Raw genomic sequence first — 22959 nt, 5'->3', positions numbered from 1 at the left:
AATATTTTTACTGTTATTTTTATCAGTTATCGATTTTTATCTTAACCTGACGATATAAATGCATTGCTTTATTAAGCCGCAGATAAACTGCGCAGCAAAAAGCGCTGAATTTTACCACTTGGGGTTTTTGGCAACTCTTTCACAAACTCAACCTCACGTGGATAAGCGTGAGTTGATAGACGCCTGCGTACCAAGTCTTGAATCTCTTTAGCAATCTCGTCTGTGCCTTTGATACCATCTTTTAGCACCACATAAGACTTGATGGTGTGACCACGCACTTCATCTGGCACGCCAACTGCCGCTGACTCTGCGACTGCCTCATGCTCAAGCACTGTGTTTTCGACATCGGTTGGTCCAACTCGGTAGCCTGCCGTAATGATAATGTCATCATCACGCCCTGAAAACCAATAGCTGCCATCACTATGACGCTCAACCACATCACCTGTTAAATAATAGTCATCAGAGAAGGCGTCTTTTTCGTTCCAGCTATAGCCGCGAAAATAAAATGCTGGCGATTGACTGACCACTACAGCAAGCTGTCCTTGCTCGCCATCAGGTAATATATTCATATCATCATCTAACACAACGAGTGTATGCCCCGGTAGCGCCATACCCATCGAGCCAACTGGGCACTCATGTGCTAACGCATGATGCTCACAGCAGGTCATACCCGTTTCTGTCTGTCCGTACTGATCACAAACTTTACAGTTTAAATAGGTTTCAACCCAGTTGACCACTTCGGTATTTAAGGTCTCGCCTGCTGAATTGGCACAGCGCAGTGATAGTTTAGCCTCATTATCATTATCATTACTATTGTCATTGTGAGCAGCTTCAAACACGCCACTCGATTTCATCATCCGAAATGCAGTTGGCGAGGACGCCAAATTGCTAATTTTATGGCGTACCATAAAGTCGCGGGTATTAGCAGCGTCAAAGCCCGCTTCATTAAAATAGGTGGTGACACCCATCAATAGAGGTCCAGTAATCGCATAATATAACCCATACGCCCAGCCTGGATCTGCCATATTCCAGTAGTTGTCATCCGCGCGCAGGTCAATTGCATAATGCATGTACAGATAAAAAGCCGAAAGTGCGCTTAGTGGCACACTAACGCCTTTTGACTTACCAACCGTACCCGAGGTAAACATCTGTAAAAATGGTGCATTGGTATTTAGTAACACTGATTCTATAGTTTGTGGCTGCTTTGATATCTTGTCAGCATAGTTATCATCACCCCAGCTTTGCGCATCTACCTTGCTACCAACCAACACCATTTTGGTTTGCTTCGCCAAGTCGTCAAACTTGCCACGATTGTCTTGATTGGTAAAAACAACTTTAGTATTAGCTTTGTCCATTCGATACTTAATCGAATCATAACCAAAGGCGGTAAACAGCGGTTGATAGACTGCGCCAATCCGCCAAGTGGCTAATACAATGGTGAGTAACTCAGGGGTACGCGGTAGCATAGTTGCCACTTGGTCACCCGCTTGCACGCCATAAGAAAGTAGTAAACTGGCAACCTGTGCACTTGCTTTATCAAGCTCAGCAAAGCTCATACGCGTGACATTGCCAGCCGTATCTTCATGAACTAGCGCAATATTATCACCGCGACCGTCACGTACATGACGTCCACAGCACGCCATATAGGCGTTTAAACGGTCATCTACATTTTCACCAAATATCTCTGTCAGTAATGCGTTCATATCAAAATTATTATAATAGTCACTATAACTCGTTAGCGCCTGTGAGGTATTTACAGCATGATTTGAAGGGGTGTTTAAAGAGGTAGTACTTGAAGGAGAGGTATTCATAAGCTAATCCTTTAGCAATCGAGAATCACTGACAAAATCAGAGAATTAGAAATAATAGAATAAATCGTAAAACAGCTATATTTTATCAACCGTTTAAACATCTTAAATGGCACATGCTCTATTAGTAACGTATTTTTATACTTATTTCAATACATAACGTATCATTTTTATTATTCTCTAAAAACAGTTACTTAGTAATGGTTTACTGTCGCGCGCTCAAAAACCCAAGGAACGCCTTTTCTTCACAGCTTTGATGCCGTTTGGTACGTCCACGGCGCGCTTGTTTATAAAGCTCAAAAAACTCCCCTGCTAAAAACTGCTGGATAATAATAGGATTGATATAAGAAGATCGACAGACCGTTGGGGTATTGCCGAGCTCATCGGCGACGCTTTTTACCATATCAGTTACCAGTTGCTGACGCTCCTTACTATCAGGCGCAGTGGCTAAAATCAATTTACCAGATTTGGTTTGCAGCTCATCATAAAGGTAGCTTGCTGCCAATACACTTGCCATCCAAGTACGAAAGTCTTTTGCACTGTATAAATTGCCGCTATAACTTTCACACTCATTACCACAGGTATGCGTACGCAGATAATCATTGATATCAGCGCTATCAACGACTTGCTTATTGCCCTCTTCATCTAAGTATTTGAATACTTGATAACCGGGCAGCTCAGAGCACGCTTGAATGATGTCAATCAAACGCTCATCTTGCAATTCTATATGATGCTCTTTGGCACTTTTACCGACAAAGTCAAATGCCAGTCCAGTATCCGTTTCGCTGACATGTTTACTGCGTAACGTGCTTAAACCATAACTTTTATTGAGCTTGGCGTAACGACTATTACCGATACGAATCAAGGTGGTCTCAAGTAGTTTGACCACTGCGGCCAACACATTGTCACGTGATAAGGGTTTGGCTTCTAAATCTTTTTCAACTTGCGCACGCAGATTGGGCAACGCTTCAGCAAAACCTATCATGGCATTAAACTTGGCTTGATCACGTACCCGATCCCACTCTGAATGATATAAATACTGCTTACGCGCTTTATCATCTCGACCTGTCGATTGTAGATGTCCTTTATCATCTTGGCATATCCAAACCTCTGACCACATCGGCGGTATGACCAAAGCATCAAAGCGCTGACGCAAGGCTTTATCTTTGACCGTTTTGCCAGTGGCATCTCGATAAGTAAAGCCACGTCCAGAACGCCGACGCCCATATCCAGGATCGTTATCGCTGACATAACGTAAGTTCGCGAGGCTCGCCAAGTGCTCATAATCATGGCGCACATCTTGTATATTGCTTGGTTGATTTGACTTCGCCATAAAAAATACTCATTTGCTAATATCGTTGTTTTAGCATAATCAACCGCCATTATCATTGCTGTGTACTTGCCATGGACAATGTGTAATGCTGTGTAAAATAAAACCGATAAATGGCTTGTAGATTTTGGGCGCTACGGCATAATTTAAGACAAACTAACTAAAGACACCATTAATATGACAAACGCCACTCCTATAAATCCAACTAATGGCTCTTTAAAAATAATGCCATTATCTAAAAGTGATTACGATGCTTGGTTAAGCCTATGGCAAAGCTATCTGACGTTTTATGAGAGCAGCTTGCCATTAGAAACGACGAATGCAACGTGGCACAGTTTGCTCGATAGTAATGTGCCGATTTATGGTTTTGGTGCTTGGCAAGACGACAAGTTGGTAGGTATCACGCATGTGGTGCTACACCCCAATACTTGGAATAGCACTGAATGCTGCTACTTAGAGGATTTATACGTGGATCAATCTGTGCGCGGGCAAGGCGTAGGACGTGCATTGATTGAACAGGTTTATGAGTTTGCCCGCCAGCAAAACTGCAACCGCGTTTATTGGACAACCCAAGAGGGAAACACCACAGCGCGCAAACTCTATGACACAATCGCCACTCAAACAGATATGGTGCAATACCGTAAGAACTTATAGATTGTATTGGCTTGTTTTATTTTTTGAAATTAGTCGGAGAATAAAGTACTCATAAAAAAACGCCAAGCATTAACTTGGCGTTTTTTTGACGACTGTACTCATATGGGAAATGGCTATTTACCGTAAGTACATAAATAAGCAGACTCAACTTCCACTTTTACTTGAAACTTTTGGTTGGCGTCAATGGTAAATTGCTCACCTGCATTAAAGGTTTGCCACTCATCACTCTCTGGCAGCTTGACCGTCAAGGCACCGCTAACGACTGACATGGTTTCAAATTCGCTGGTGCCAAATTCGTATTCACCAATTTCCATTACACCGACAGTCGCAGGTTTAGTTGCGGTTTGCAAGGCGATAGAAGTCACTTTGTTTTCAAAATAATTATTAACGCTTGGCATAATTTTCCTTAATTAAGTGTTGATTGATATTTTAAATCTGTCTTTATATTCTATTTTTACAGTCCAGCTTTTAGACTTGCTTCGATAAATTGATCGAGGTCGCCATCGAGTACCGCACCAGTGTTAAAAGTTTCAACGCCAGTACGCAAGTCTTTGATACGTGAATCATCAAGCACATAAGAGCGAATTTGACTGCCCCAACCGACGTCGGACTTGCCATCTTCAACCGCTTGCTGGGATTCCATACGCTTTTGCATCTCTAGCTCATAGAGCTTAGCACGTAGCATTTTCATCGCCGTCGCTTTATTACCATGCTGGCTACGCTCGTTCTGACAAGTGACCACTACGCCACTTGGCTCGTGGGTGATACGTACCGCAGAATCGGTGGTGTTTACGTGCTGACCACCTGCGCCAGAAGAGCGATAGGTATCGATACGCAAATCTGCTGGATTTATATCAATTTCGATATTATCATCAATTTCAGGCGACACAAAAACGGCGGCAAATGAGGTATGACGACCGTTATTGCTATCAAATGGTGACTTACGCACTAAGCGATGGACGCCGATTTCGGTACGTAACCAACCAAAAGCGTAATCCCCTTTAATCTCAATCGTGGCCGATTTAATACCAGCGACGCTACCTGATGATACTTCAATAACGTCCACTTTAAAACCATGCGCTTCCGCCCAGCGCGTATACATACGCAGTAGCATTTCTGCCCAATCTTGCGCCTCTGTACCCCCACTACCTGACTGGATGTCCAAGTAGCAATTATTTGGGTCCATCTCACCGCTAAACATCCGGCGAAACTCTAAATCGGCAACGCGCTTTTCAGCGTTATCTAATTCGGCTTGCACATCCGCCAGCAAGGATTCATCCTCTGCTTCTACCGCCAGCTCCAGCATGGCAGACGCATCTTCCAATGTGGTTTCAAGCGAAACCACCACATCAATCACACCATCAAGCTGACTTTTTTCTTTATTAATCTTGGTCGCACGCTCTGGATCATTCCATAGCTCGGGATTTTCTAACTCTAAATTGACTTCTTCTAAGCGTTCTTGCTTACCATCGAAGTCAAAGATACCTCCGCAAGTCCTGCCCACGCTCTGATAAATCTTTAATTCGTTCTTGATACGGATTGATTTCCATAAGGGTTCCTGTCTGTTTTAAAAATACGATGGCGCTATTTTAAATGAGATTTGGGTGAAATGTTTGGCTAATTTTAGCCGCTATTTTCATCTTTTAAATTGACCAATCCTCAACCGCCCAGCGATGCGACAACGCATGAGCATGTAGCGCATCATCAGGTGACACACAAATCGCCACATCTGCCCACTCTAGTAAAGGAATATCATTTTTGGAGTCTGAATACGCATAAGTCTTGCCAAAATTAATACCTGCCAGCTGCTGTTTGCCAATCCATTTATCCAAATGATAAATTTTACCTTCTTTAAAGTTTGGCTTATCGGTCAATTTACCCGTATAGCGCTCATCCTTTATTTCAAGTGGCGTTGAGAGCACATTGCCGTCTTCAATCCCAAAACGCTTAGCAATCGCCGAAACGACAAAGTCATTGGTCGCTGAAATAATCACCACATCGTGACCTGCTTCAACATGTTGACACAGGACTTCCATCGCTTTTGGGCGGATGTGCGGCTCGATTTCACTTTTAATATAATCTTCTCGCAGCTCATGCAACCTATCCATTGGTAAGCTGCTTAAAAACTGTGCCACAAACTCGTTATATTCCGTCGCATCAAGCGTACCTTCAATATAATCATTATAAAATTTCTGGTTGGCAGTGCGATACTCGGCTTCGTCGACAAAATTATGCTTGACGATATATTCGCCCCATAAGTAGTCGCTATCGACATCGAGCAAAGTATGGTCTAAATCAAATAGCGCTAACGTGCGTGAGACAGTCTGGCTGACAATGCTTGGCGTGCTCATAATAAAATACTCATTAATGACAATTGATAATAATTAATAGTAATCGGTCGTTAGTAACTGTTGACTAGTGATTGTTAATTAGCAACTTATTCTGGTTGCTCAATCTCTCTAAGACCCGTTTTAAACTTCTGACAACGATCGCTATAGTGTAGTGCTGACAGTTTCATCATGACTGCCTGTTCATCTGTCAATGTTTTCACCACTTTTGCAGGAGCACCCACAACGAGAGAATTATCTGGTATCTCTTTACCTTCGGTGACCAAGGCTTTGGCACCGATAATACAGTTTTTGCCGATTTTGGCATTATTCAAAATGACCGCGCCAATGCCAATCAAGCTATTATCACCGATTTCGCAGCCATGCAGCATCGCTAAATGACCAATGGTGACATGATTACCGATTTTTACCTCGATACCAGCATCAGTATGAATAACACTGTTTTCTTGCACGTTAGTATAGTCACCGATATGGATGCGCTCGTTGTCACCACGAATCACCGCGCCAAACCAGACGCTTGACTGATGACCCAAATACACGTCGCCTATCACGCGTGCTGAGTCTGCAACCCAACCATTAAAGGGTACAGCGAATGTAGGCACTTTGTCTAAATATTGATAAATCATACTCTATCCTTGATAGGTTTTATTCAGTTGTTATTATTAATAAATGTAGTTGAGACAGATATCGGCTATAAAACTGACCTGTAAATATGTGAGCGCTGAATTTAGGAGCAAGCATTTGTAGTATAATGCGGTTTTCCTTCATCTGCCCTATAAACCCTCTTTAGGATTGCCGCAATGATCAGCAAAAACGCTTCCGCTATCATTTTATTACCCAGTAGTTTTTTATTATCGAGCAGCTTGCTTGTCGCTATGCCAGCTCACGCCAGTAGTAGCGATAATATCGACAAGGCGGGTGACATTCTATCTTTCGCTATACCAGCAGTTGCTTACGGTAGCACTTATTATATGGATGATAAAGAGGGACGAGAGCAATTTTATTATTCATTTGCAACCAATGTTGCAGCCACTTATGCCCTAAAATCTGTGATTAGTAAAGAGCGCCCAGATGGCAGCGATGATGATTCTTATCCATCTGGTCATACCTCAAGAGCCTTTCAGGGAGCCAGCTTTATTCATAAACGCTATGGACTAAAATATAGTGTTCCTGCCTATATTGGCGCAGGTTTTGTGGCTTATAGCCGCATTGAAGCCGATGAGCATGATACTGTCGATGTATTGGCAGGCGCTGCCTTAGGTATGGCGAGCAGTATGTATCTGACGAAAAGCTATCAAGATGACCAGCTGCATATCGCCACCAACTTATCGCCAGATTATTATGGCTTATCAGTACATTATAACTTTTGATCAATAAATCCTAGTCTTCATACCTATTTATATCACCTCCTAGTCACTACCTATAGCCAAATCTACTATGGCTGCTCATGATTGAAGGTTAAATAAGAAACATCTTAAATTTATTAGTCAAGCATCAGCTTAAGATGCTAGCCCTTAGTGCAAAACTCTAGTATAATGCGCAAAATCTGTGCCAAAGCGAGCGGACATGATGTAAGTTACTTATTCACCACCTAGTGAATCCTGTACCTTTTCATCTATGATGTCTTCTCGCTTTTTTGTGGAAAAATTTTGGCGCTGTCTCTTTTATTATGGTTATTTAGCCGCAGTTAAATAGCAATAATCAAAAAAGCAGCGCTTTATTTTAACCAAAAAACAGCACAGCACTCACTAATAACAGCGGAGGCAACCCTTGAATTCATCGGCAGAAATACAAGCAATTTTGGCACTAGCAGACGGTACGATTTTTCGCGGTTTGAGTATCGGTAGTCTTGGTCATCGTGTCGGTGAGGTGGTATTTAATACAGCCATGACAGGGTATCAAGAAATCCTAACTGACCCAAGTTACGCGCGCCAACTGGTCACGCTTACCTATCCGCATATTGGCAATACCGGCACCAACGCTGAAGATGTCGAGTCTGGTAATGGTCATCAAGTATGGGCTGAAGGTCTTATCATCCGCGATGCGACCATGGTAACCTCAAACTTCCGCAACTCTCAATCACTGACTGATTATTTACAGAGCCATAATACCGTCGCCATTGCTGATATTGATACCCGTCAATTGACCCGCCTACTACGTGATAAAGGTGCACAAAACGGCTGTATCATGACCGCTTCTAACGGTACAACAATTAGCAGCGAAGATGAACAGCAAGCCATCAAACTGGCGCAAGAATTTGCTGGTATCGAAGGTATGGACTTGGCAAAAGAATGCTGTACACCGACGATATTTGAATGGACAGCCGGTAGCTGGGATTTATCAGACACCCTACTCAACCGTGATGTAGCTGGTAGCCATGATAGCGGTACAGGCGGCTTCTTTAAGCATTTGGGCACGCACATCGAAGCAAAATACAATGTTGTCGCCTACGACTTCGGTAGCAAAACCAATATCCTACGTATGCTCGTTGACCGCGGTTGTCATGTCACTGTCGTGCCAGCACAAACGCCTATCGCAGATGTCCTCGCGATGAATCCAGACGGTATCTTCTTATCAAATGGTCCTGGTGACCCTGCTGCCTGTGATTACGCTATCGATGCGGTACGTCACATCATTGAAGAAACAGAGATTCCAACCTTTGGTATCTGCTTAGGTCATCAGCTGATTGGTCTTGCCAGCGGTGCAAAAACCATCAAAATGAAAACCGGTCATCATGGTGCCAACCATCCGGTACAAGACTTGGCAACTGGCACGGTTATGATTACCAGTCAAAACCATGGTTTTGCGGTTGATGAAGACACGCTGCCTGCCAATGTTAAATCGACCCATCGCTCATTATTTGACGGTACCAACCAAGGGATTGAGCTGACCAATAAGCCAGTCTTTAGTTTCCAAGGTCACCCAGAAGCCAGCCCTGGCCCGCATGATGCTGCGCCATTGTTTGATAAATTTGCCGATATGATGGCAGCAGCGAAAGCTTAATCCCTAGCCATAAATAATAAGTATAAAGCTTGAAGCACAGATGGTGATTCAAGCTACACCATGCCAGACACGATAAGCGTTATTGAACATATCGTTAAAATGCAGATTACTCAAAATATCACTCAAACGAAGGTAGCCCTAACTATGCCAAAACGTACCGACATAAAAAGCATTCTTATCATTGGCGCAGGCCCTATCGTCATCGGCCAAGCATGTGAGTTTGACTACTCAGGCGCGCAGGCGTGTAAAGCGCTAAAAGAAGAAGGCTACCGCGTCATCTTGGTCAATTCAAACCCTGCGACCATCATGACTGACCCAACCATGGCGGATGCGACCTATATCGAGCCGATTACTTGGCAGACGGTTGAGCAAATCATTGCCAAAGAACGCCCTGACGCTATCTTGCCAACCATGGGTGGTCAGACCGCTCTAAACTGTGCCTTAGAGTTAGACAAGCACGGCGTATTAACCAAATATAACTGCGAATTGATTGGGGCAACCAAAGATTCAATAGAGATGGCAGAAGACCGCAACTTGTTCGATAAAGCCATGAAGCGCATCGGCCTTGAGTGCCCACGCGCTGAAACTGCCGAAACCATGGAAGAAGCGTTTGCGACCCAAGAAAAAATGGGCTATCCGTGTATCATTCGCCCTTCATTTACCATGGGCGGTTCAGGTGGCGGTATCGCCTATAACCGTGACGAATTCATCGAGATTTGCGAGCGCGGCTTTGACTTATCACCGAACCATCAATTGCTTATCGATGAGTCACTCATCGGTTGGAAAGAATATGAGATGGAAGTGGTTCGTGACAAAAACGACAACTGCATCATCATTTGTGCCATTGAAAACTTTGACCCAATGGGTGTGCACACAGGCGACTCTATCACGGTTGCCCCTGCGCAGACTTTGACGGACAAAGAATATCAAATCATGCGTAATGCTTCATTAGCAGTACTGCGTGAGATTGGTGTGGAAACGGGCGGCTCAAACGTGCAATTCGGTATCAACCCTGAAACGGGTCGTATGGTCGTCATCGAGATGAACCCACGTGTATCACGTTCATCAGCATTGGCCTCAAAAGCCACGGGCTTTCCGATTGCAAAAATTGCGGCAAAATTAGCAATTGGCTATACCCTAGATGAATTGCAAAATGACATCACGGGCGGCAAAACCCCAGCCAGCTTTGAGCCTGCGCTTGATTATGTCGTCACTAAGATTCCTCGTTTTAACTTTGAAAAGTTCCCACAAGCCGATAATGTTCTATCAACGCAAATGAAGTCAGTTGGGGAAGTCATGGCGATTGGTCGTAACTTCCAAGAGTCGATGCAAAAAGCATTACGCGGCATGGAAACTGGCAATGATGGTTTTGATGAGCAAATTGACTTATCAAAAGTAAGTATTGAAAAAGCGCGTAGCGAAATTACCAACCGCTTAACCATTCCAACGCCTGAGCGCATTTATTATATTGCGGATGCTTTCCGTATTGGCATGAGCGTCGATGACGTTTTCAAACTAACCAAAATCGACCCATGGTTCTTGGTACAAATCGAAGATATCGTAAAAACCGAAGCACAAGTTAAAGCGTTAGGCTTTGGTGGTTTAACTGAGCATAATTTACGTAGCTTTAAGCGTAAAGGCTTATCAGATTTGCGTCTTGCTAAGTTGCTTGGCGTCTCACAAAAGCAGCTACGTACCAAACGTTGGGATTTAAATGTCTATCCAGTTTATAAGCGTGTCGATACTTGTGCAGCAGAGTTTGCTACCAGCACCGCTTATATGTACTCAACATACGATAGCGAATGTGAAGCCAACCCTACCGATAATAAGAAAATTATGGTTATCGGCGGTGGTCCTAACCGTATCGGTCAAGGTATCGAGTTTGACTATTGCTGCGTACACGCGGCGCTTGCCATGCGCGAAGACGGCTACGAGACCATCATGGTCAACTGTAACCCTGAAACCGTTTCTACCGATTATGACACCTCTGACCGTCTCTACTTTGAGCCAATCACATTAGAAGACGTGTTAGAAATCGTCCGTATCGAAAATCCTGACGGCGTGATTGTACAGTTTGGTGGTCAAACGCCATTGAAGCTCGCCCGCGCGCTTGAAGCTGCTGGCGTTAAAATCATTGGTACCAGCCCTGATGCCATTGACCGTGCGGAAGACCGCGAACGCTTCCAACACATGATTCAGCAGTTGAATCTTGTGCAACCAACCAATGCCTTGGCGACGAGCTTAGAAGACGGTTTGGTCAAAGCAAAAGATGTTGGCTATCCGCTGGTTGTACGCCCATCCTATGTACTCGGTGGTCGCGCGATGGAAATCGTTTATAACGAAGATGAATTAAGACATTACTTGCGCACTGCGGTACAAGCATCAAATGAAGCGCCGGTTCTATTAGACCGCTTCTTAGATGATGCCATCGAAGTCGATGTCGACTGTGTTAGCGACGGTACAGATGTGGTGATTGGCGGTATCATGCAGCATATCGAACAAGCTGGTGTTCACTCCGGTGACTCAGCCTGTTCATTGCCTCCTTACTCGTTGTCTGATGAGCTGTGCGATGTGATGCGCGCACAAACCGTCGCCATGGCAAAAGAGCTTGGTGTTGTCGGCTTAATGAACGTCCAGTTTGCGGTAAAAGGTGAAACGGTTTACATCTTAGAAGTCAATCCACGTGCCGCGCGCACCGTACCGTTTGTCTCTAAATGTATCGGCACTTCTTTAGCACAAATCGCAGCACGCTGTATGGCTGGCACGTCGCTCAAAGACCAAGGCTTTACGAAAGAAATCGTTCCTGCATTCTATGCGGTGAAAGAAGCGGTCTTCCCGTTTGCTAAATTCCCTGGTGTTGACCCAATCTTGAGCCCTGAGATGAAATCGACTGGCGAAGTGATGGGCGTTGGTAAAACCTTTGGCGAAGCATTCTACAAAGCGGTTATCGGTAGTAACGAGCGTTTACCCGGTTTGCCAACTGAAGGTGAAACCAAAACGGTCTTTATCTCGGTACGTGATAGCGATAAAGAGCAAATTTCCCCTATCGCTCGTCAGCTGATTGACTTTGGCTTTAACATTGTAGCGACTACTGGTACGCAAAAAGTACTAAGTGACAATGGTATTGAATGCAAGCAAATTAACAAAGTCACCGAAGGTCGCCCACATATCGTTGATGCCTTAAAAAACGGCAAAATCGATATTATTATTAACACGACTGAAGGTAAGCAGGCACAAGAGGATTCATTCTCTATCCGTCGTAGCGCGCTACAAGGCAAAGTGTTCTACGTCACGACTTTGGGCGCAGCAGATGCCGTTTGTAAATCTTATGCGATTGACCTACCTTTTGAGGTGTATAAATTGCAAGATTTACATGAGCAAGCAAAGTCTATTGTATAGCTCTATTGACTTGGCTGAATAATTTCAGTAGATTAAGCATAACCGTTAGGCTTGCCTAGGAGCTTATTTGAGCATAGTGTAGCGTTTAATACTGTAGACCATGCTTGAAATAAAATTTAAATGATAGACCTAAAAAGCATAGTGGCTAAACTGCGACTATGCTTTTTATTACGTAAGCTTAAACACCCAGATTATTGAATTGATATCAATGAATGATAGCGACCTGACTGGTTACGCTGTCTGCATCATTATTCTTTTTTTATTTTATACCCATTGCAACAACTCTGACACCATCTCACTATTCACTAAGAGTAGGAGATGGTGCCCGTGTTATTGGTTTAAGGAAAAAACATGCAACGTTATCCCATGACTCCGCAAGGACATGCGGCTTTAGAAGCCGAATTAAAACAGTTAAAAAGTATTGACCGTCCTCGCATCACCGCCTCTATTGCTGAAGCACGCGAACACGGTGATTTGAAAGAAAATGCTGAATATCATGCAGCGCGTGAACAGCAGGGATTTTGTGAAGCTCGTATCCGTGATATCGAAGCCAAACTTGGCGGTGCGCAAGTGATTGATCCTACGACGTTACCAAAAGATGGCCGTGTGATATTCGGCGTCAGCGTCGTTATTGAAAACATGGACACTGAAGAAGAAAAGCAGTACAAAATCGTTGGTGACGACGAAGCGGATTTCAAAGCCGGTAAAATCTCTGTTAACTCACCGATTGCGCGTGGTTTGATTGGTAAATCTGAGGGCGATGAAGCACGTATTGAAACCCCAAAAGGTGTGGTTGAATACGAAATTATGAAAGTCATCTACGATTAATCTAGTTGTCTTTTGTAGTGAATCAAATAGTAATTTTCTTAAAAAATTAGATAAAGTAAACCACACAAAAAGTCATCGTTTATAGGATAGCAGTTACACAAGGCTGCTTTTCTACCTAACTCGTTTTAGCGCATAATTGTTGACTTGAGACTGCTAAGTGTATGCTTAGCAACTAATTAAAATAACCGCGGCTAAATCAATAGTTTGATAGGACGGTTTGACAGATAGCTTTTATCGTCTGGCTATTTACTACTATTATCAGTAATGCTGCCCCCGTTATTTGACCTCCGCTGCAGCGTCAATTAACGGGGGTTTTCTTATCCAAGCTTTCTTATTTAAGTGTTCTCTATTTTTGTGTTACTTATTATCATTTTAAAGGACTTTATTATGACCACCACTATTAATCGCTCATTCGTTGTGATCCAAAAAACAGCTACATTCACGGCGGTATCCGCACTGTTGGCAGGCACTGTTATGGCTATGTCTGCTGCCAATGCCGCCACTGAAGTGACCGTTCTACCTTCTACGGGCGGTAGTACCACCGTGGTCGAGCAGTATTCTGATGGCAAAACAGCTGTCATTACCGCTACGCCAAATAGCATTGGTATGCAAGATGGCATGCCGTTTTCTGTGACGCAGGTTACCAATGTACCGCGCTACGTGGTTCGCCAAGTAGCCAGTAATGGTGTTAGTAATACTGTCGTCACTCAAGGTAGTGCGACTGTCACTAGCGTACCGGTGACCAACCAAATAACCAATCAAAGCAGTCGTGTTGATGTCATCGCAGTGCCGACCAGTACTGTCACTCAAGTATTACCGACGACTCAAGTACTGCCTGTTACCACAGCAACTCAGCTGCCAGTCATAAATACGTCAGTAATCAATGCACCGGTGATCACCACCCCTGTGACAACAATTACTTCTATAGAAGCCTTGCAGCTCAAACCAACCTTTAGTACGCCTGATGTGGTCAACGCGCAAACCAAAGTTATGAAAATCCTTAAAAATAGCGATGGACGTGAAGTTGCAGTACCTGCCAATCATATCGCGCCTGGTGATGTGATTGAGTATCATACCGTTTATACCAATACCACAGCGCAACCAGTGACTGATATCAATGCCATGGTTTCTTTGCCAAATGGCGTGAGATTGGTATCATTAAACAGTCCATTACCAACGCTTGCGACCACTGGTGGCGATAGCTATCAAACCATCCAACAAGTTGGCAATACAGTAGTGGTAAAAGAAAACTACTCAGGTCTTAAATGGAACTTGGTAAATCTTAGTCCTAAAGCTGCACAGACTGTCGTGATACGCGCTAAAGTTCAATAAATACGGCAGTGAAGTTATAGTATTAAAACTTAAGAAATACTAAAACTAATAAAAGGTCTTGTTTGCTAAGTCTCTAGCCGGCAAGACCTTTTTTGTGGCTATTCATAAACCATAGTCAAAACACCTTAAAAACGTTACGGTACTGCTAGTATAATTTTCTGCAGCCTCTGTTTTGTAGGCACAGCAAGCAAAACTAATACTAGCAGTACTCAATGTATCGATATTACTTTTCACTGACTATATTGCTTCAAATTTAAGCGCTTTTATAATCGTATAGTGCAGCTCAGAATAGGCGACAACAGTTGTCGTCTATCATTGCTATTTTACTCATAAATACAATGACTTACCGATAATTTTGCTAAAATAGTCTTTCATTACTGACATGGTAAATACCGCTTATGGCAACCATCAATTATGAACGACTACAAGGTAAGCTCAATATTTTAGCGGACGCTGCTAAGTATGATGTCTCTTGCTCATCCTCCGCTGGTACGCGGAAAAACCAAGGCGGTGGCCTTGGCGATGCCTCAGCAACCGGTATTTGTCACAGCTATACCGAAGATGGTCGCTGCGTTAGCCTGCTGAAAATCCTGCTGACCAATCATTGCATATATGATTGCGCTTATTGCACCTCGCGTAAAAGCAATGACACCCCGCGCGCTGCTTTTAGTGTTGAAGAAGTCGTTGATTTAACCATGCAGTTTTACCGCCGTAACTATATCGAAGGGCTGTTTCTCAGCTCAGGTATTTTTAAAAGTGGCGATTATACGATGGAGCGATTGGTCGAGGTCGCTAAGATATTACGTACCCGTGAGCGTTTTAATGGTTATATTCATCTAAAGACCATTCCCGGGGCTTCAAAAGAATTATTATTAGAAGCTGGATTATATGCTGACCGTTTAAGCGTCAATATCGAGATTCCGACTAAATCAGGATTGGCGTTACTGGCACCAGAAAAATCTCACGAACAATTAAAAGCACCGATGGAGACGGTAAAAGAAGAAATTATTACTATTCGTGAGAGCCGTAAAACGCATAAAAAAGCGCCGAAATTTGTGCCTGCAGGTCAGACTAGCCAGATGATTGTTGGCGCAAGTAACGAGACCGACTTGCAAGTGATTCAGCTATCGAGTCATTTTTATAAACAATATGATTTAAAACGAGTTTACTATTCTGGCTATGTGCCAATGCTATCTGATAGTCGCCTGCCAGCTATCGGTACGCCTGTGCCAATGATACGCGAAAACCGTCTCTATCAAGCGGATTGGCTGATGCGTTTTTATGGTTTTGGCGCGCACGAAATCGTTGAACCAGACTCGCCATTTTTAGATTTGGACTGCGACCCAAAGTTAGCATGGGCAATCCGCCACCGTGAGCATTTTCCGGTCAATATCCAAACAGCAAGTTATGAGATGATTGTACGTATTCCCGGTATCGGTACAAAAACGGCTAAAAAAATAGTCAAAGCCCGCAAGTTTAATCAGCTCACACTTTATCACTTGAAGAAAATGGGCGCGGCGGTCAATCGCGCCAAATACTTCATTGCAACTACTGGTAAAAACGAGCATCTCGCACACTTAACCCGTGACAACTTTCGTCAATATGTGCTGGCGCAAACGCAGACGAAATTTAAAGATCAACGCAGTGGACAGTTGGCTTTGTTTTAAATATCAAAATTATTGATAATTTAGCTACTATCATGAAGTTATCTTAGGACAAATAATGTCGCAATCACTGTCAGAACTTGTCAAAAACCAAAATTACCAGCTGGGTCAATTGACGCCCAGCATTGTACTTTATGAGCCAAGTTTTGAGGGGTGGCTCAGTGCAGTATTTTACGTCTATTCCAATCACTTACAGGACGATACATCGCTACAGCTTATTGCGCAGGACTGTTATATGCCGTCATTACTCGCTCACGCCATTAGTGTAGAGACCAATGCCAACCATGCCGAACGAGTACTTACGAAGTTGAATCAACTCCTAGGTCGCTCGGGTATGCGCAATTTACTTTGGGGTTTTTTGTCAGAAAAAGACAATATTGGTAGCACATTGTTTCAAGTGGTCAAATACGCTATTAACTACCCAAGTCGCCATATCATGGATGATTTGGGTAATCTCAATGTTTTAGAGCTCGTGCAAACAGTCAAGTCTGTCGGTCGTGAAAAACACCGCATGGAAGCCTTTGTACGCTTTGAGCATACAGTTGAAGACATTTACTTTGCCCGTGTTGAGCCGGATTTTAATGTTTTGCCTTTAATCGGAGAGCATTTTCGCCAGCGTTATCAAGATCAGCATTGGGCAATTTATGATTTGGCTCGTGGCTATGGTATTTATTATGACAAAAGCCAAAGTACGCCCAAGCGCCCCGCAGCCCTGCAAACCATTACTGAGCTTGATGAGGCAGTACTACGTAATCCTGCCAGCATTCATAGCGAAGATGAGCAACGTTATCAGCGTTTTTGGCAAGGTTATTTTACCAACGTCAATATCAAGGAGCGTAAAAATTCACGTTTGCACAAGCAATACTTACCGCAGCGCTATTGGAAATACTTGAGTGAAAAACAAGTCCTGCCAAATGCGCAGCACCTCAAAAAACAGCGCTAAACATTTGATTACTGTCATTTATATTATCTGTATTTATTGACGACGAATAATAGTCATCATCCCATGCTATCTTTTTATCTTGGTGGTTGAGTTTTAGACGCTTTTCACTGACAATAGCAGCTTGATATCCTCTAATAGTGACTCACGCCATTATGAAAGTTATGCGTTTACTGTCGTCTTTGAAGCATGATGAATCCGAGCGCGGTATTTTTCATCTTGGGCGTGCTTTGGTTAAAAACGAGCATACCTCAATTATTATCTCTAGCGCTAATGAAGACAATGACTTGGTCAGACGCCTAAAGCGTGATGGCAACCATTATCATCAGTTATATATGAACAAAAAGTCTTGGCTGTCCTTGTTACAGGTCGCGCCACTGCGCCGCCTGATTGAAAAATATGACCCTGATATCATCCATGTGCATTCGCGGACACCAGCATGGGTACTGCATTTAGCGCTGCGCCGTGCACGGGTAAAACGTCGACCAAAACTGGTATCGACCATGTATGGCTTCTATCCTATTAATAAATACTCACAAGCCTTACTTGATGTTCACACCATTATTACTGTGTCTGATAGTGTGACTGATTACTTAAAAAAAGGGCTGCGCCGTGAGGAGCTGGACCCCAGAGTCATTAAACGTATCTACCGCGGTGTTGATACGCGTCGTTATCCTTATCGTCATAATCCATCAGTATATTGGCTACGTCATACTTTTGCTGAATACCCTGAGCTTGAGAATAAAAAATGGCTGGTATTTCCGACCATCATCGGTAAGGAATATGGTCAAGAATGGCTGATTGATATCTTGGGCAATCTTCAAGAGCAGTTCCCCAATATCCATGCCATTATTATGGATGATGATTATCGCGCGGGCGATGTCGCCCATGAAGATTTTCGTCAACGTAGCAATACTTTGGGATTAGCCGATCGTATCACTTATGTCGGCAGCAAACGTAATGATATGCGTGAGTGGTTGTCAGCGGCCAATGTCGTCATGGCACTTGCCAATCAGCCTGAATCTATCGGCATCAATGCTTTACAAGCCATTCATTTGGGTACGCCTGTCATTGGCTGGGATCAAGCGGCATTTAGTGAAATTCTGCGCCCACTCTATCCGCAAGGTTTGGTCAGAAAATACAATGCCAACGCACTGTGCAAAGCGGTGCGCAATCAGTTAGAAAGTGTGACTCGCCCTGAGATGACCAATAAATTTACCATGCGTGAGATGATTGATGAGACAATAGGCGTCTATAAAAATCTGCATGAGCAGGCATTAGCAGAAGAAAAAGCCGCAGCGGATGCTTTAGCCGTAAGAAGACACAAAAAAGTCTTTGGCGTGACTTCTGAGCCCATCGTTAATAAAAAAACAGCCAATAAAGTCAGGTTGGTCAAAGACAAGCCCAACACATCTTATAATACTAAAGTAACAGAAAAGCCAAACGATGCTTAATTGGCGTCATTTCTAATTTGACTGCTTGCCTATCTATTATTAACTTTCCTCTTATCAGCTTGCTTCAAAGACACTTATAAAAAACGCTACTTTCTAGTAGAAAATAGCGTGAGTAAAAGGCAATCCTGTATGTTCAATAATCATACGCTTTTGAAAATACATTACTATATGGACCTATCACTGTATAAAAGCTTATGCTGATTTTTGTTCAGTAAGTCGTTGGCGTATGCGCACTAACGATACGAGTCACGCCGTCAGTAGGATTGATAAAAGTGTGCGGTTTAATCGTATCGATCACATAACTGTCACCTTCATTTAATAAGTAGGTTGTCTCTTCAATACGAATCAATACCTTGCCTTCAATGACAGTGCCAATCTCTTCACCTTCGTGAGCGATTTTTTCTTCCGTCGAGCTATTTGGCTGATAGGTCTCAATTAAAAAACCCAAATTTTTAGTGGTGCTACAATTATATACCTGCTTTAAAGACACTCTACTGCTCGGCTCGCTCAGCTCTATTAAATCTTTTGGCGTGACCACCACTCGAGCTTTAGGCTCTTTCCACTCATCACTAAAAAAAGTCGTCAAATCAGAACCTAGCACCAGCAAGATCGCCTTTAGCGTATTTACCGCGGGACTAACTTTATTACGCTCAATCGCACTGATTGAAGTATTGGTTACCCCTGCCATTCTTGCCAGCTTTCGTTGCGAGTAGCCTTTTGCAAGGCGCAGCTGATTTATTTTTTTACCAATATCGTCTTCAGGCCTTCCATCCATCTCAAGTGTGGACGGTGTCTCGTCAGATTCTAACTCATTTTCTTCATCGATGATAACCTCATCAATGTCGTCTTCTGGCGAATCCATCTCGTTCTCGGGCGCAGTACCCTCTTCTTCGATATCGTTTTCCGCACTATTATGAACCGTGTTTTTTGCTGGCATAGTGGATAAATTCCTTGAATAGAAATTTGGACAAGTTGTCTTGTGCATAATTTAACTCAGGATGCCATTGTACACCAATCATAAATGGATGTTTTATTAAGCTGATGGCTTCTACCAATCCATCCGGTGCGCGTGCCTCGACAAACAAACCCCTGCCTACTGTATTGATCGCTTGTTTATGCAACGAATTGACGTGCCATTTTTCACCAAACGCTGCCAGTCGTCCCTCAGGTTGAATAATCACGTCATGCACTGGCTGATATTGCACTTCAAGTGGCTGGGTATTGTCCTCCAAATGCGGCTCATAAAACCCTTCTACTTCACGCCAGTCAGGATGTAGCGTGCCATTAAAATGAACATTCATCTCTTGTAAACCTCGGCAAACTGCCAACAGAGGCATGTTTCTTTCATCTGCATAAGCCAACAATTTGAAACTCAGCTCATCACGGCCTAAGTCTTGTTTTGCCTCGACGTGCGTCGCGCCATAACGAGTTGGCGCGATACGTTTGCCATTATCGATTTTAGGAGTCGATATCTGGGGTGCGGATGTTATCGAATCCTCTCAGTGTAATGGTGATATCGATGCCATCGCTCGTCCTACTGGCCGCGCCGCTTATCCGCTGCTCAATACCAGTGCGCCCTCATCGCTATTGCCCGTTTGGCTTTATACCGAAGACAACGAGCCTTATTACGGTGACGCACGCCATGTTTTAGATTACGTCAGCAAAAAATTCAAAGCATTGGGATTGACGCCGGTTATGGCAACTGAGCTAGAGTTTTATTTGGTTGACTATACCGAGGGAGAGACACCTAAGCCTCCCATTCGCCCCAAAAGTGGATTAAGACTGAATAAAACCTCTATTTTAAGTATCAATGACTTATTGCAATTTGATGAATTCTTAGATGAAGTTTATGAGCAATGTAAAAAACTTGATATTCCTGCTGATGCGGCGTTGGCAGAAAATGGCTGTGGTCAGTTTGAGATTAATTTATTACACGTAGACGATCCACTAAAAGCCGCTGACGATGCGATTTTGTTCAAACAGGTCGTCAAGGCCGTCGCTGCTCGCCGTAAACTCACCGCGACATTCATGGCAAAACCTTTTGGTCTGCAGTCGGGTAATGGTTTTCATGTGCATTGCAGCTTATTAGATAAAGACGGTAATAATGTCTTTGATGATGGGTCAGATGAAGGCTCAGATATCTTGCGCCATGCAGTCGCCGGATTGTTAAAGACCATGTCAGATTGCACGTTGTTATTTGCCCCACATGTGAATTCTTATCGCCGCTTTACACCTGGTACGCTGGCACCAAACAATGTGTCATGGGGTTATGAAAACCGCACGGCGGCAGTACGTATCCCTGGTGGTGACTCAAAAGCGCGCCGTATCGAGCACCGTGTCTCTGGCGCTGACGCCAATCCTTATCTGGTCTGTAGTGCGGTACTGGCAGGTATGCTGTATGGCATCGAAAACAAGCTGGAAGCGCCAGAACCTATCAATAGCATTACTTACGACGAAGCAGAACTTAAGACCTTGCCACTAGATTGGCTTTCCGCCATCCGCAAATTTGAAAGCAGTGATGTGATTGATTCGCTGTTCCCAAGCGAGATGATTGAGCTGTTGATCGCGGTCAAAAAGCAAGAAGCCAAACGCTTTGCTCAGCAAGTGACCAACCTTGAATACCTTACCTATTTACAGGATGTTTGATATGTCAAATAACTCAAATAGCAACTCAAATAGCAATGCAGCAACGAACCAAAACCTATCCTCGAATAACACGCGCAATATCCCGCATTATTCAGACAAAGGGCAATATCCTGATAGCTATTATGCAGCCAGTCGTAATTCTAAGCCGGATAGACCAACGCTAAAAAATGATATCCAAGTGGAAATATGTGTGGTTGGCGGCGGCTATAGTGGTTTATCAACAGCCCTGCATCTCATTGAAACGGATCATGAAGTCGTGGTTTTAGAAGGAGCGCAGATTGGTTGGGGTGCATCAGGGCGTAATGGCGGGCAAATCGTCAATGGTCTAAATGCCAGCCTACAAAAAATCAAAAAGTCTTATGGTCAAGAAAATGCAAACTTTGTCGGTCAGCTCGTGACCCGCGGTGGCAAAATCATTCGTCGTTTTGTCAGCGACTACGATATCAGCTGTGATCTCAAAGAAAAAAACATTTTTGCGGCATTAAATAATGGACAGCTAAAAGACTTGCAAGAAACGCATGCGCTGTGGGAGAGCCATGGTATGCATGATCGAGAAATGCTCGATAAGCGCGGTATCCAAGAGCATATAAAATCAGATGCCTATGTGGGCGGGGTCATTGATCATTCAGGTGGACATATCCATCCATTAAATCTAGCGCTTGGTGAAGCAGCGGCCATTGAGCAAGGTGGCGGCACTATTTATGAAAACACCTTAGTCGTTGACATTGAGTATGCCGATGATGCTATCAAAATCATCACCGAGTTTGGCACCGTGACTTGTAAGCAAGCGGTGCTATGCGGCAATGCCTATCTCAATAAAGTCATCCCTAAACTGACTGACCGTGTCATGCCTGTATCGACGCAAATTATCGCCACCGAGCCGCTGGGTGATTTAGCAGACCAGTTACTGCCAACCGATGTTTGTGTCGAAGATGTCCGCTACATTTTGGATTACTATCGCCTCTCAGCAGACAAGCGCATGTTATTTGGCGGTGGTACAGTCTACGGTGGTCAAGACCCCGCCGACATCACAGCTAAAATTAGACCAAACATGACTAAGATTTTTCCAGAGTTACGTGATGTCAAAATTGACTATGCGTGGAGTGGGAACTTTGCGTTGTCTTTTTCTCGCGTACCACAAATGGGCAAACTACATGAGCGAGTATATTTCGCCCATGGTTATAGTGGTCATGGCGTGACAGGCTCGCATCTATTTGGACAAATATTAGCCGATGCCATCAATGGTAAAACCAAAGAGTTCGATGCTTTTGCACAAATTCCTTGGATTCCGTTCCCAGGTGGTCGAGCGCTGCGAGTCCCTTACTCGGTCATGGGCTCATGGTGGTATGCGCTAAAAGATACCACTGGCATGTAAACGCATGAAAGCCTTGAATAATAAACATTGAATAAGGTGTTTTTATTTTAAAAGCGGTCGTTACATTGACCTATCATAGCAACGGATTGTTGTGATAGGGCGCGATAGAAAATTGGTTCGCTACTGTCTGTCGCGCGTCAACCATAGAATAGAGCTTGTTAAAAAAACAATGAGGTTT

At 43.7% G+C, this 22959-nt stretch carries 19 protein-coding genes; 11 read left to right on the top strand and 8 right to left on the bottom strand.

Annotation, left to right across the window (positions count from 1 at the left end; all coding sequences use genetic code 11):
• Window positions 1–71: 71 nt before the first annotated feature.
• Together M0221_RS04390 and M0221_RS04385 are read right to left on the bottom strand one after the other, a co-directional pair.
• On the bottom strand, window positions 72–1811 hold the full coding sequence (locus tag M0221_RS04390; RefSeq protein WP_483284466.1) for an AMP-binding protein: 1740 nt from the start codon (window positions 1809–1811) through the stop codon (window positions 72–74).
• Between the two features lie 202 nt (window positions 1812–2013).
• Window positions 2014–3141, bottom strand: coding sequence for a DNA topoisomerase IB (locus tag M0221_RS04385; RefSeq protein ID WP_483284465.1), 1128 nt, complete (start codon window positions 3139–3141; stop codon window positions 2014–2016).
• 174 nt (window positions 3142–3315) lie between these two features.
• Between M0221_RS04385 and M0221_RS04380 the strand changes: the two genes are divergently transcribed.
• Window positions 3316–3792, top strand: a complete 477-nt coding sequence (locus M0221_RS04380; protein ID WP_483284464.1) for a GNAT family N-acetyltransferase — start codon at window positions 3316–3318, stop codon at window positions 3790–3792.
• 113 nt (window positions 3793–3905) lie between these two features.
• Here the strand turns inward: M0221_RS04380 and ppnP are convergent, their stop codons facing one another.
• The 4 genes from ppnP to M0221_RS04360 all read right to left on the bottom strand — a co-directional run bounded on the left by ppnP (window position 3906) and on the right by M0221_RS04360 (window position 6766).
• Complete coding sequence (ppnP, locus tag M0221_RS04375; protein ID WP_483284463.1) at window positions 3906–4190, bottom strand: pyrimidine/purine nucleoside phosphorylase; 285 nt, start codon at window positions 4188–4190, stop codon at window positions 3906–3908.
• Between the two features lie 56 nt (window positions 4191–4246).
• Window positions 4247–5342, bottom strand: a protein-coding gene (gene prfB, locus M0221_RS04370; protein ID WP_149408744.1) for a peptide chain release factor 2 whose coding sequence is annotated in 2 segments (ribosomal slippage) — window positions 4247–5269 and window positions 5271–5342 — 1095 coding nt in all. Because the reading frame shifts where the segments join, the coding sequence is not laid out codon by codon here.
• 93 nt (window positions 5343–5435) lie between these two features.
• On the bottom strand, window positions 5436–6143 hold the full coding sequence (locus tag M0221_RS04365) for an HAD family hydrolase (protein ID WP_483284462.1): 708 nt from the start codon (window positions 6141–6143) through the stop codon (window positions 5436–5438).
• Window positions 6144–6229: 86 nt separating this feature from the next.
• Window positions 6230–6766, bottom strand: coding sequence for a gamma carbonic anhydrase family protein (locus M0221_RS04360; protein WP_133105339.1), 537 nt, complete (start codon window positions 6764–6766; stop codon window positions 6230–6232).
• Window positions 6767–6940: 174 nt separating this feature from the next.
• Here M0221_RS04360 and M0221_RS04355 point away from each other — a divergent pair, with 174 nt between their 5' ends.
• The 8 genes from M0221_RS04355 (at window position 6941) to M0221_RS04320 (ending at window position 18760) form a co-directional block, all read left to right on the top strand.
• Window positions 6941–7510 (top strand): phosphatase PAP2 family protein, encoded by a 570-nt coding sequence (locus M0221_RS04355; RefSeq protein WP_483284461.1) that lies wholly within the window; start codon window positions 6941–6943, stop codon window positions 7508–7510.
• Between the two features lie 400 nt (window positions 7511–7910).
• Window positions 7911–9143, top strand: coding sequence for a glutamine-hydrolyzing carbamoyl-phosphate synthase small subunit (gene carA / locus M0221_RS04350; protein WP_483284460.1), 1233 nt, complete (start codon window positions 7911–7913; stop codon window positions 9141–9143).
• 144 nt (window positions 9144–9287) lie between these two features.
• Window positions 9288–12542, top strand: coding sequence for a carbamoyl-phosphate synthase large subunit (gene carB / locus M0221_RS04345; RefSeq protein WP_483284751.1), 3255 nt, complete (start codon window positions 9288–9290; stop codon window positions 12540–12542).
• A 351-nt stretch (window positions 12543–12893) separates the two neighbouring features.
• Entirely contained in the window at window positions 12894–13370 is a 477-nt protein-coding gene (gene greA, locus M0221_RS04340) for a transcription elongation factor GreA (RefSeq protein ID WP_011513174.1), read from the top strand.
• Between the two features lie 387 nt (window positions 13371–13757).
• A complete protein-coding gene (locus M0221_RS04335; protein ID WP_483284459.1) occupies window positions 13758–14702 on the top strand; it encodes a hypothetical protein in 945 nt (314 codons plus the stop codon).
• Window positions 14703–15100: 398 nt separating this feature from the next.
• Window positions 15101–16369: a putative DNA modification/repair radical SAM protein gene (locus M0221_RS04330; RefSeq protein WP_020443111.1), complete on the top strand. Its 1269-nt coding sequence runs from the start codon at window positions 15101–15103 to the stop codon at window positions 16367–16369.
• A gap of 55 nt (window positions 16370–16424) precedes the next feature.
• Window positions 16425–17309, top strand: coding sequence for a TIGR03915 family putative DNA repair protein (locus M0221_RS04325; protein ID WP_483284458.1), 885 nt, complete (start codon window positions 16425–16427; stop codon window positions 17307–17309).
• Window positions 17310–17461: 152 nt separating this feature from the next.
• Entirely contained in the window at window positions 17462–18760 is a 1299-nt protein-coding gene (locus M0221_RS04320) for a glycosyltransferase (protein ID WP_483284457.1), read from the top strand.
• Between the two features lie 208 nt (window positions 18761–18968).
• On the opposite strand, the gene M0221_RS04315 is transcribed toward M0221_RS04320, so the two are convergent.
• The gene (locus M0221_RS04315) at window positions 18969–19697 is read right to left on the bottom strand and encodes a cupin domain-containing protein (protein ID WP_483284456.1); all 729 of its coding nucleotides are present in this window, start codon (window positions 19695–19697) and stop codon (window positions 18969–18971) included.
• Window positions 19672–20199: a gamma-glutamyl-gamma-aminobutyrate hydrolase family protein gene (locus M0221_RS04310; RefSeq protein ID WP_483284750.1), complete on the bottom strand. Its 528-nt coding sequence runs from the start codon at window positions 20197–20199 to the stop codon at window positions 19672–19674. Before M0221_RS04310 ends, M0221_RS04315 begins: the two co-directional genes overlap by 26 nt.
• A gap of 4 nt (window positions 20200–20203) precedes the next feature.
• Here M0221_RS04310 and M0221_RS04305 point away from each other — a divergent pair, with 4 nt between their 5' ends.
• Entirely contained in the window at window positions 20204–21406 is a 1203-nt protein-coding gene (locus M0221_RS04305) for a glutamine synthetase family protein (protein WP_483284455.1), read from the top strand.
• 1 nt (window position 21407) lies between these two features.
• The gene (locus M0221_RS04300; RefSeq protein ID WP_483284454.1) at window positions 21408–22781 is read left to right on the top strand and encodes an NAD(P)/FAD-dependent oxidoreductase; all 1374 of its coding nucleotides are present in this window, start codon (window positions 21408–21410) and stop codon (window positions 22779–22781) included.
• Window positions 22782–22959: the final 178 nt, after the last annotated feature.

This window comes from Psychrobacter sp. ANT206, from assembly GCF_056880555.1.
This window is presented reverse-complemented; position numbering and strand designations above follow the sequence as displayed.

Coding starts and splice junctions, on each gene's coding strand:
- carB (WP_483284751.1), top strand. CDS start 9,288: ATGCCAAAACGTACCGACATAAAAAGCATTCTTATCATTGGCGCAGGC.
- M0221_RS04320 (WP_483284457.1), top strand. CDS start 17,462: ATGAAAGTTATGCGTTTACTGTCGTCTTTGAAGCATGATGAATCCGAG.
- M0221_RS04300 (WP_483284454.1), top strand. CDS start 21,408: ATGTCAAATAACTCAAATAGCAACTCAAATAGCAATGCAGCAACGAAC.
- M0221_RS04380 (WP_483284464.1), top strand. CDS start 3,316: ATGACAAACGCCACTCCTATAAATCCAACTAATGGCTCTTTAAAAATA.
- M0221_RS04355 (WP_483284461.1), top strand. CDS start 6,941: ATGATCAGCAAAAACGCTTCCGCTATCATTTTATTACCCAGTAGTTTT.
- M0221_RS04325 (WP_483284458.1), top strand. CDS start 16,425: ATGTCGCAATCACTGTCAGAACTTGTCAAAAACCAAAATTACCAGCTG.
- M0221_RS04330 (WP_020443111.1), top strand. CDS start 15,101: ATGGCAACCATCAATTATGAACGACTACAAGGTAAGCTCAATATTTTA.
- greA (WP_011513174.1), top strand. CDS start 12,894: ATGCAACGTTATCCCATGACTCCGCAAGGACATGCGGCTTTAGAAGCC.
- M0221_RS04360 (WP_133105339.1), bottom strand. CDS start 6,766: ATGATTTATCAATATTTAGACAAAGTGCCTACATTCGCTGTACCCTTT.
- M0221_RS04315 (WP_483284456.1), bottom strand. CDS start 19,697: ATGCCAGCAAAAAACACGGTTCATAATAGTGCGGAAAACGATATCGAA.
- M0221_RS04385 (WP_483284465.1), bottom strand. CDS start 3,141: ATGGCGAAGTCAAATCAACCAAGCAATATACAAGATGTGCGCCATGAT.
- M0221_RS04365 (WP_483284462.1), bottom strand. CDS start 6,143: ATGAGCACGCCAAGCATTGTCAGCCAGACTGTCTCACGCACGTTAGCG.
- ppnP (WP_483284463.1), bottom strand. CDS start 4,190: ATGCCAAGCGTTAATAATTATTTTGAAAACAAAGTGACTTCTATCGCC.
- M0221_RS04390 (WP_483284466.1), bottom strand. CDS start 1,811: ATGAATACCTCTCCTTCAAGTACTACCTCTTTAAACACCCCTTCAAAT.
- M0221_RS04335 (WP_483284459.1), top strand. CDS start 13,758: ATGACCACCACTATTAATCGCTCATTCGTTGTGATCCAAAAAACAGCT.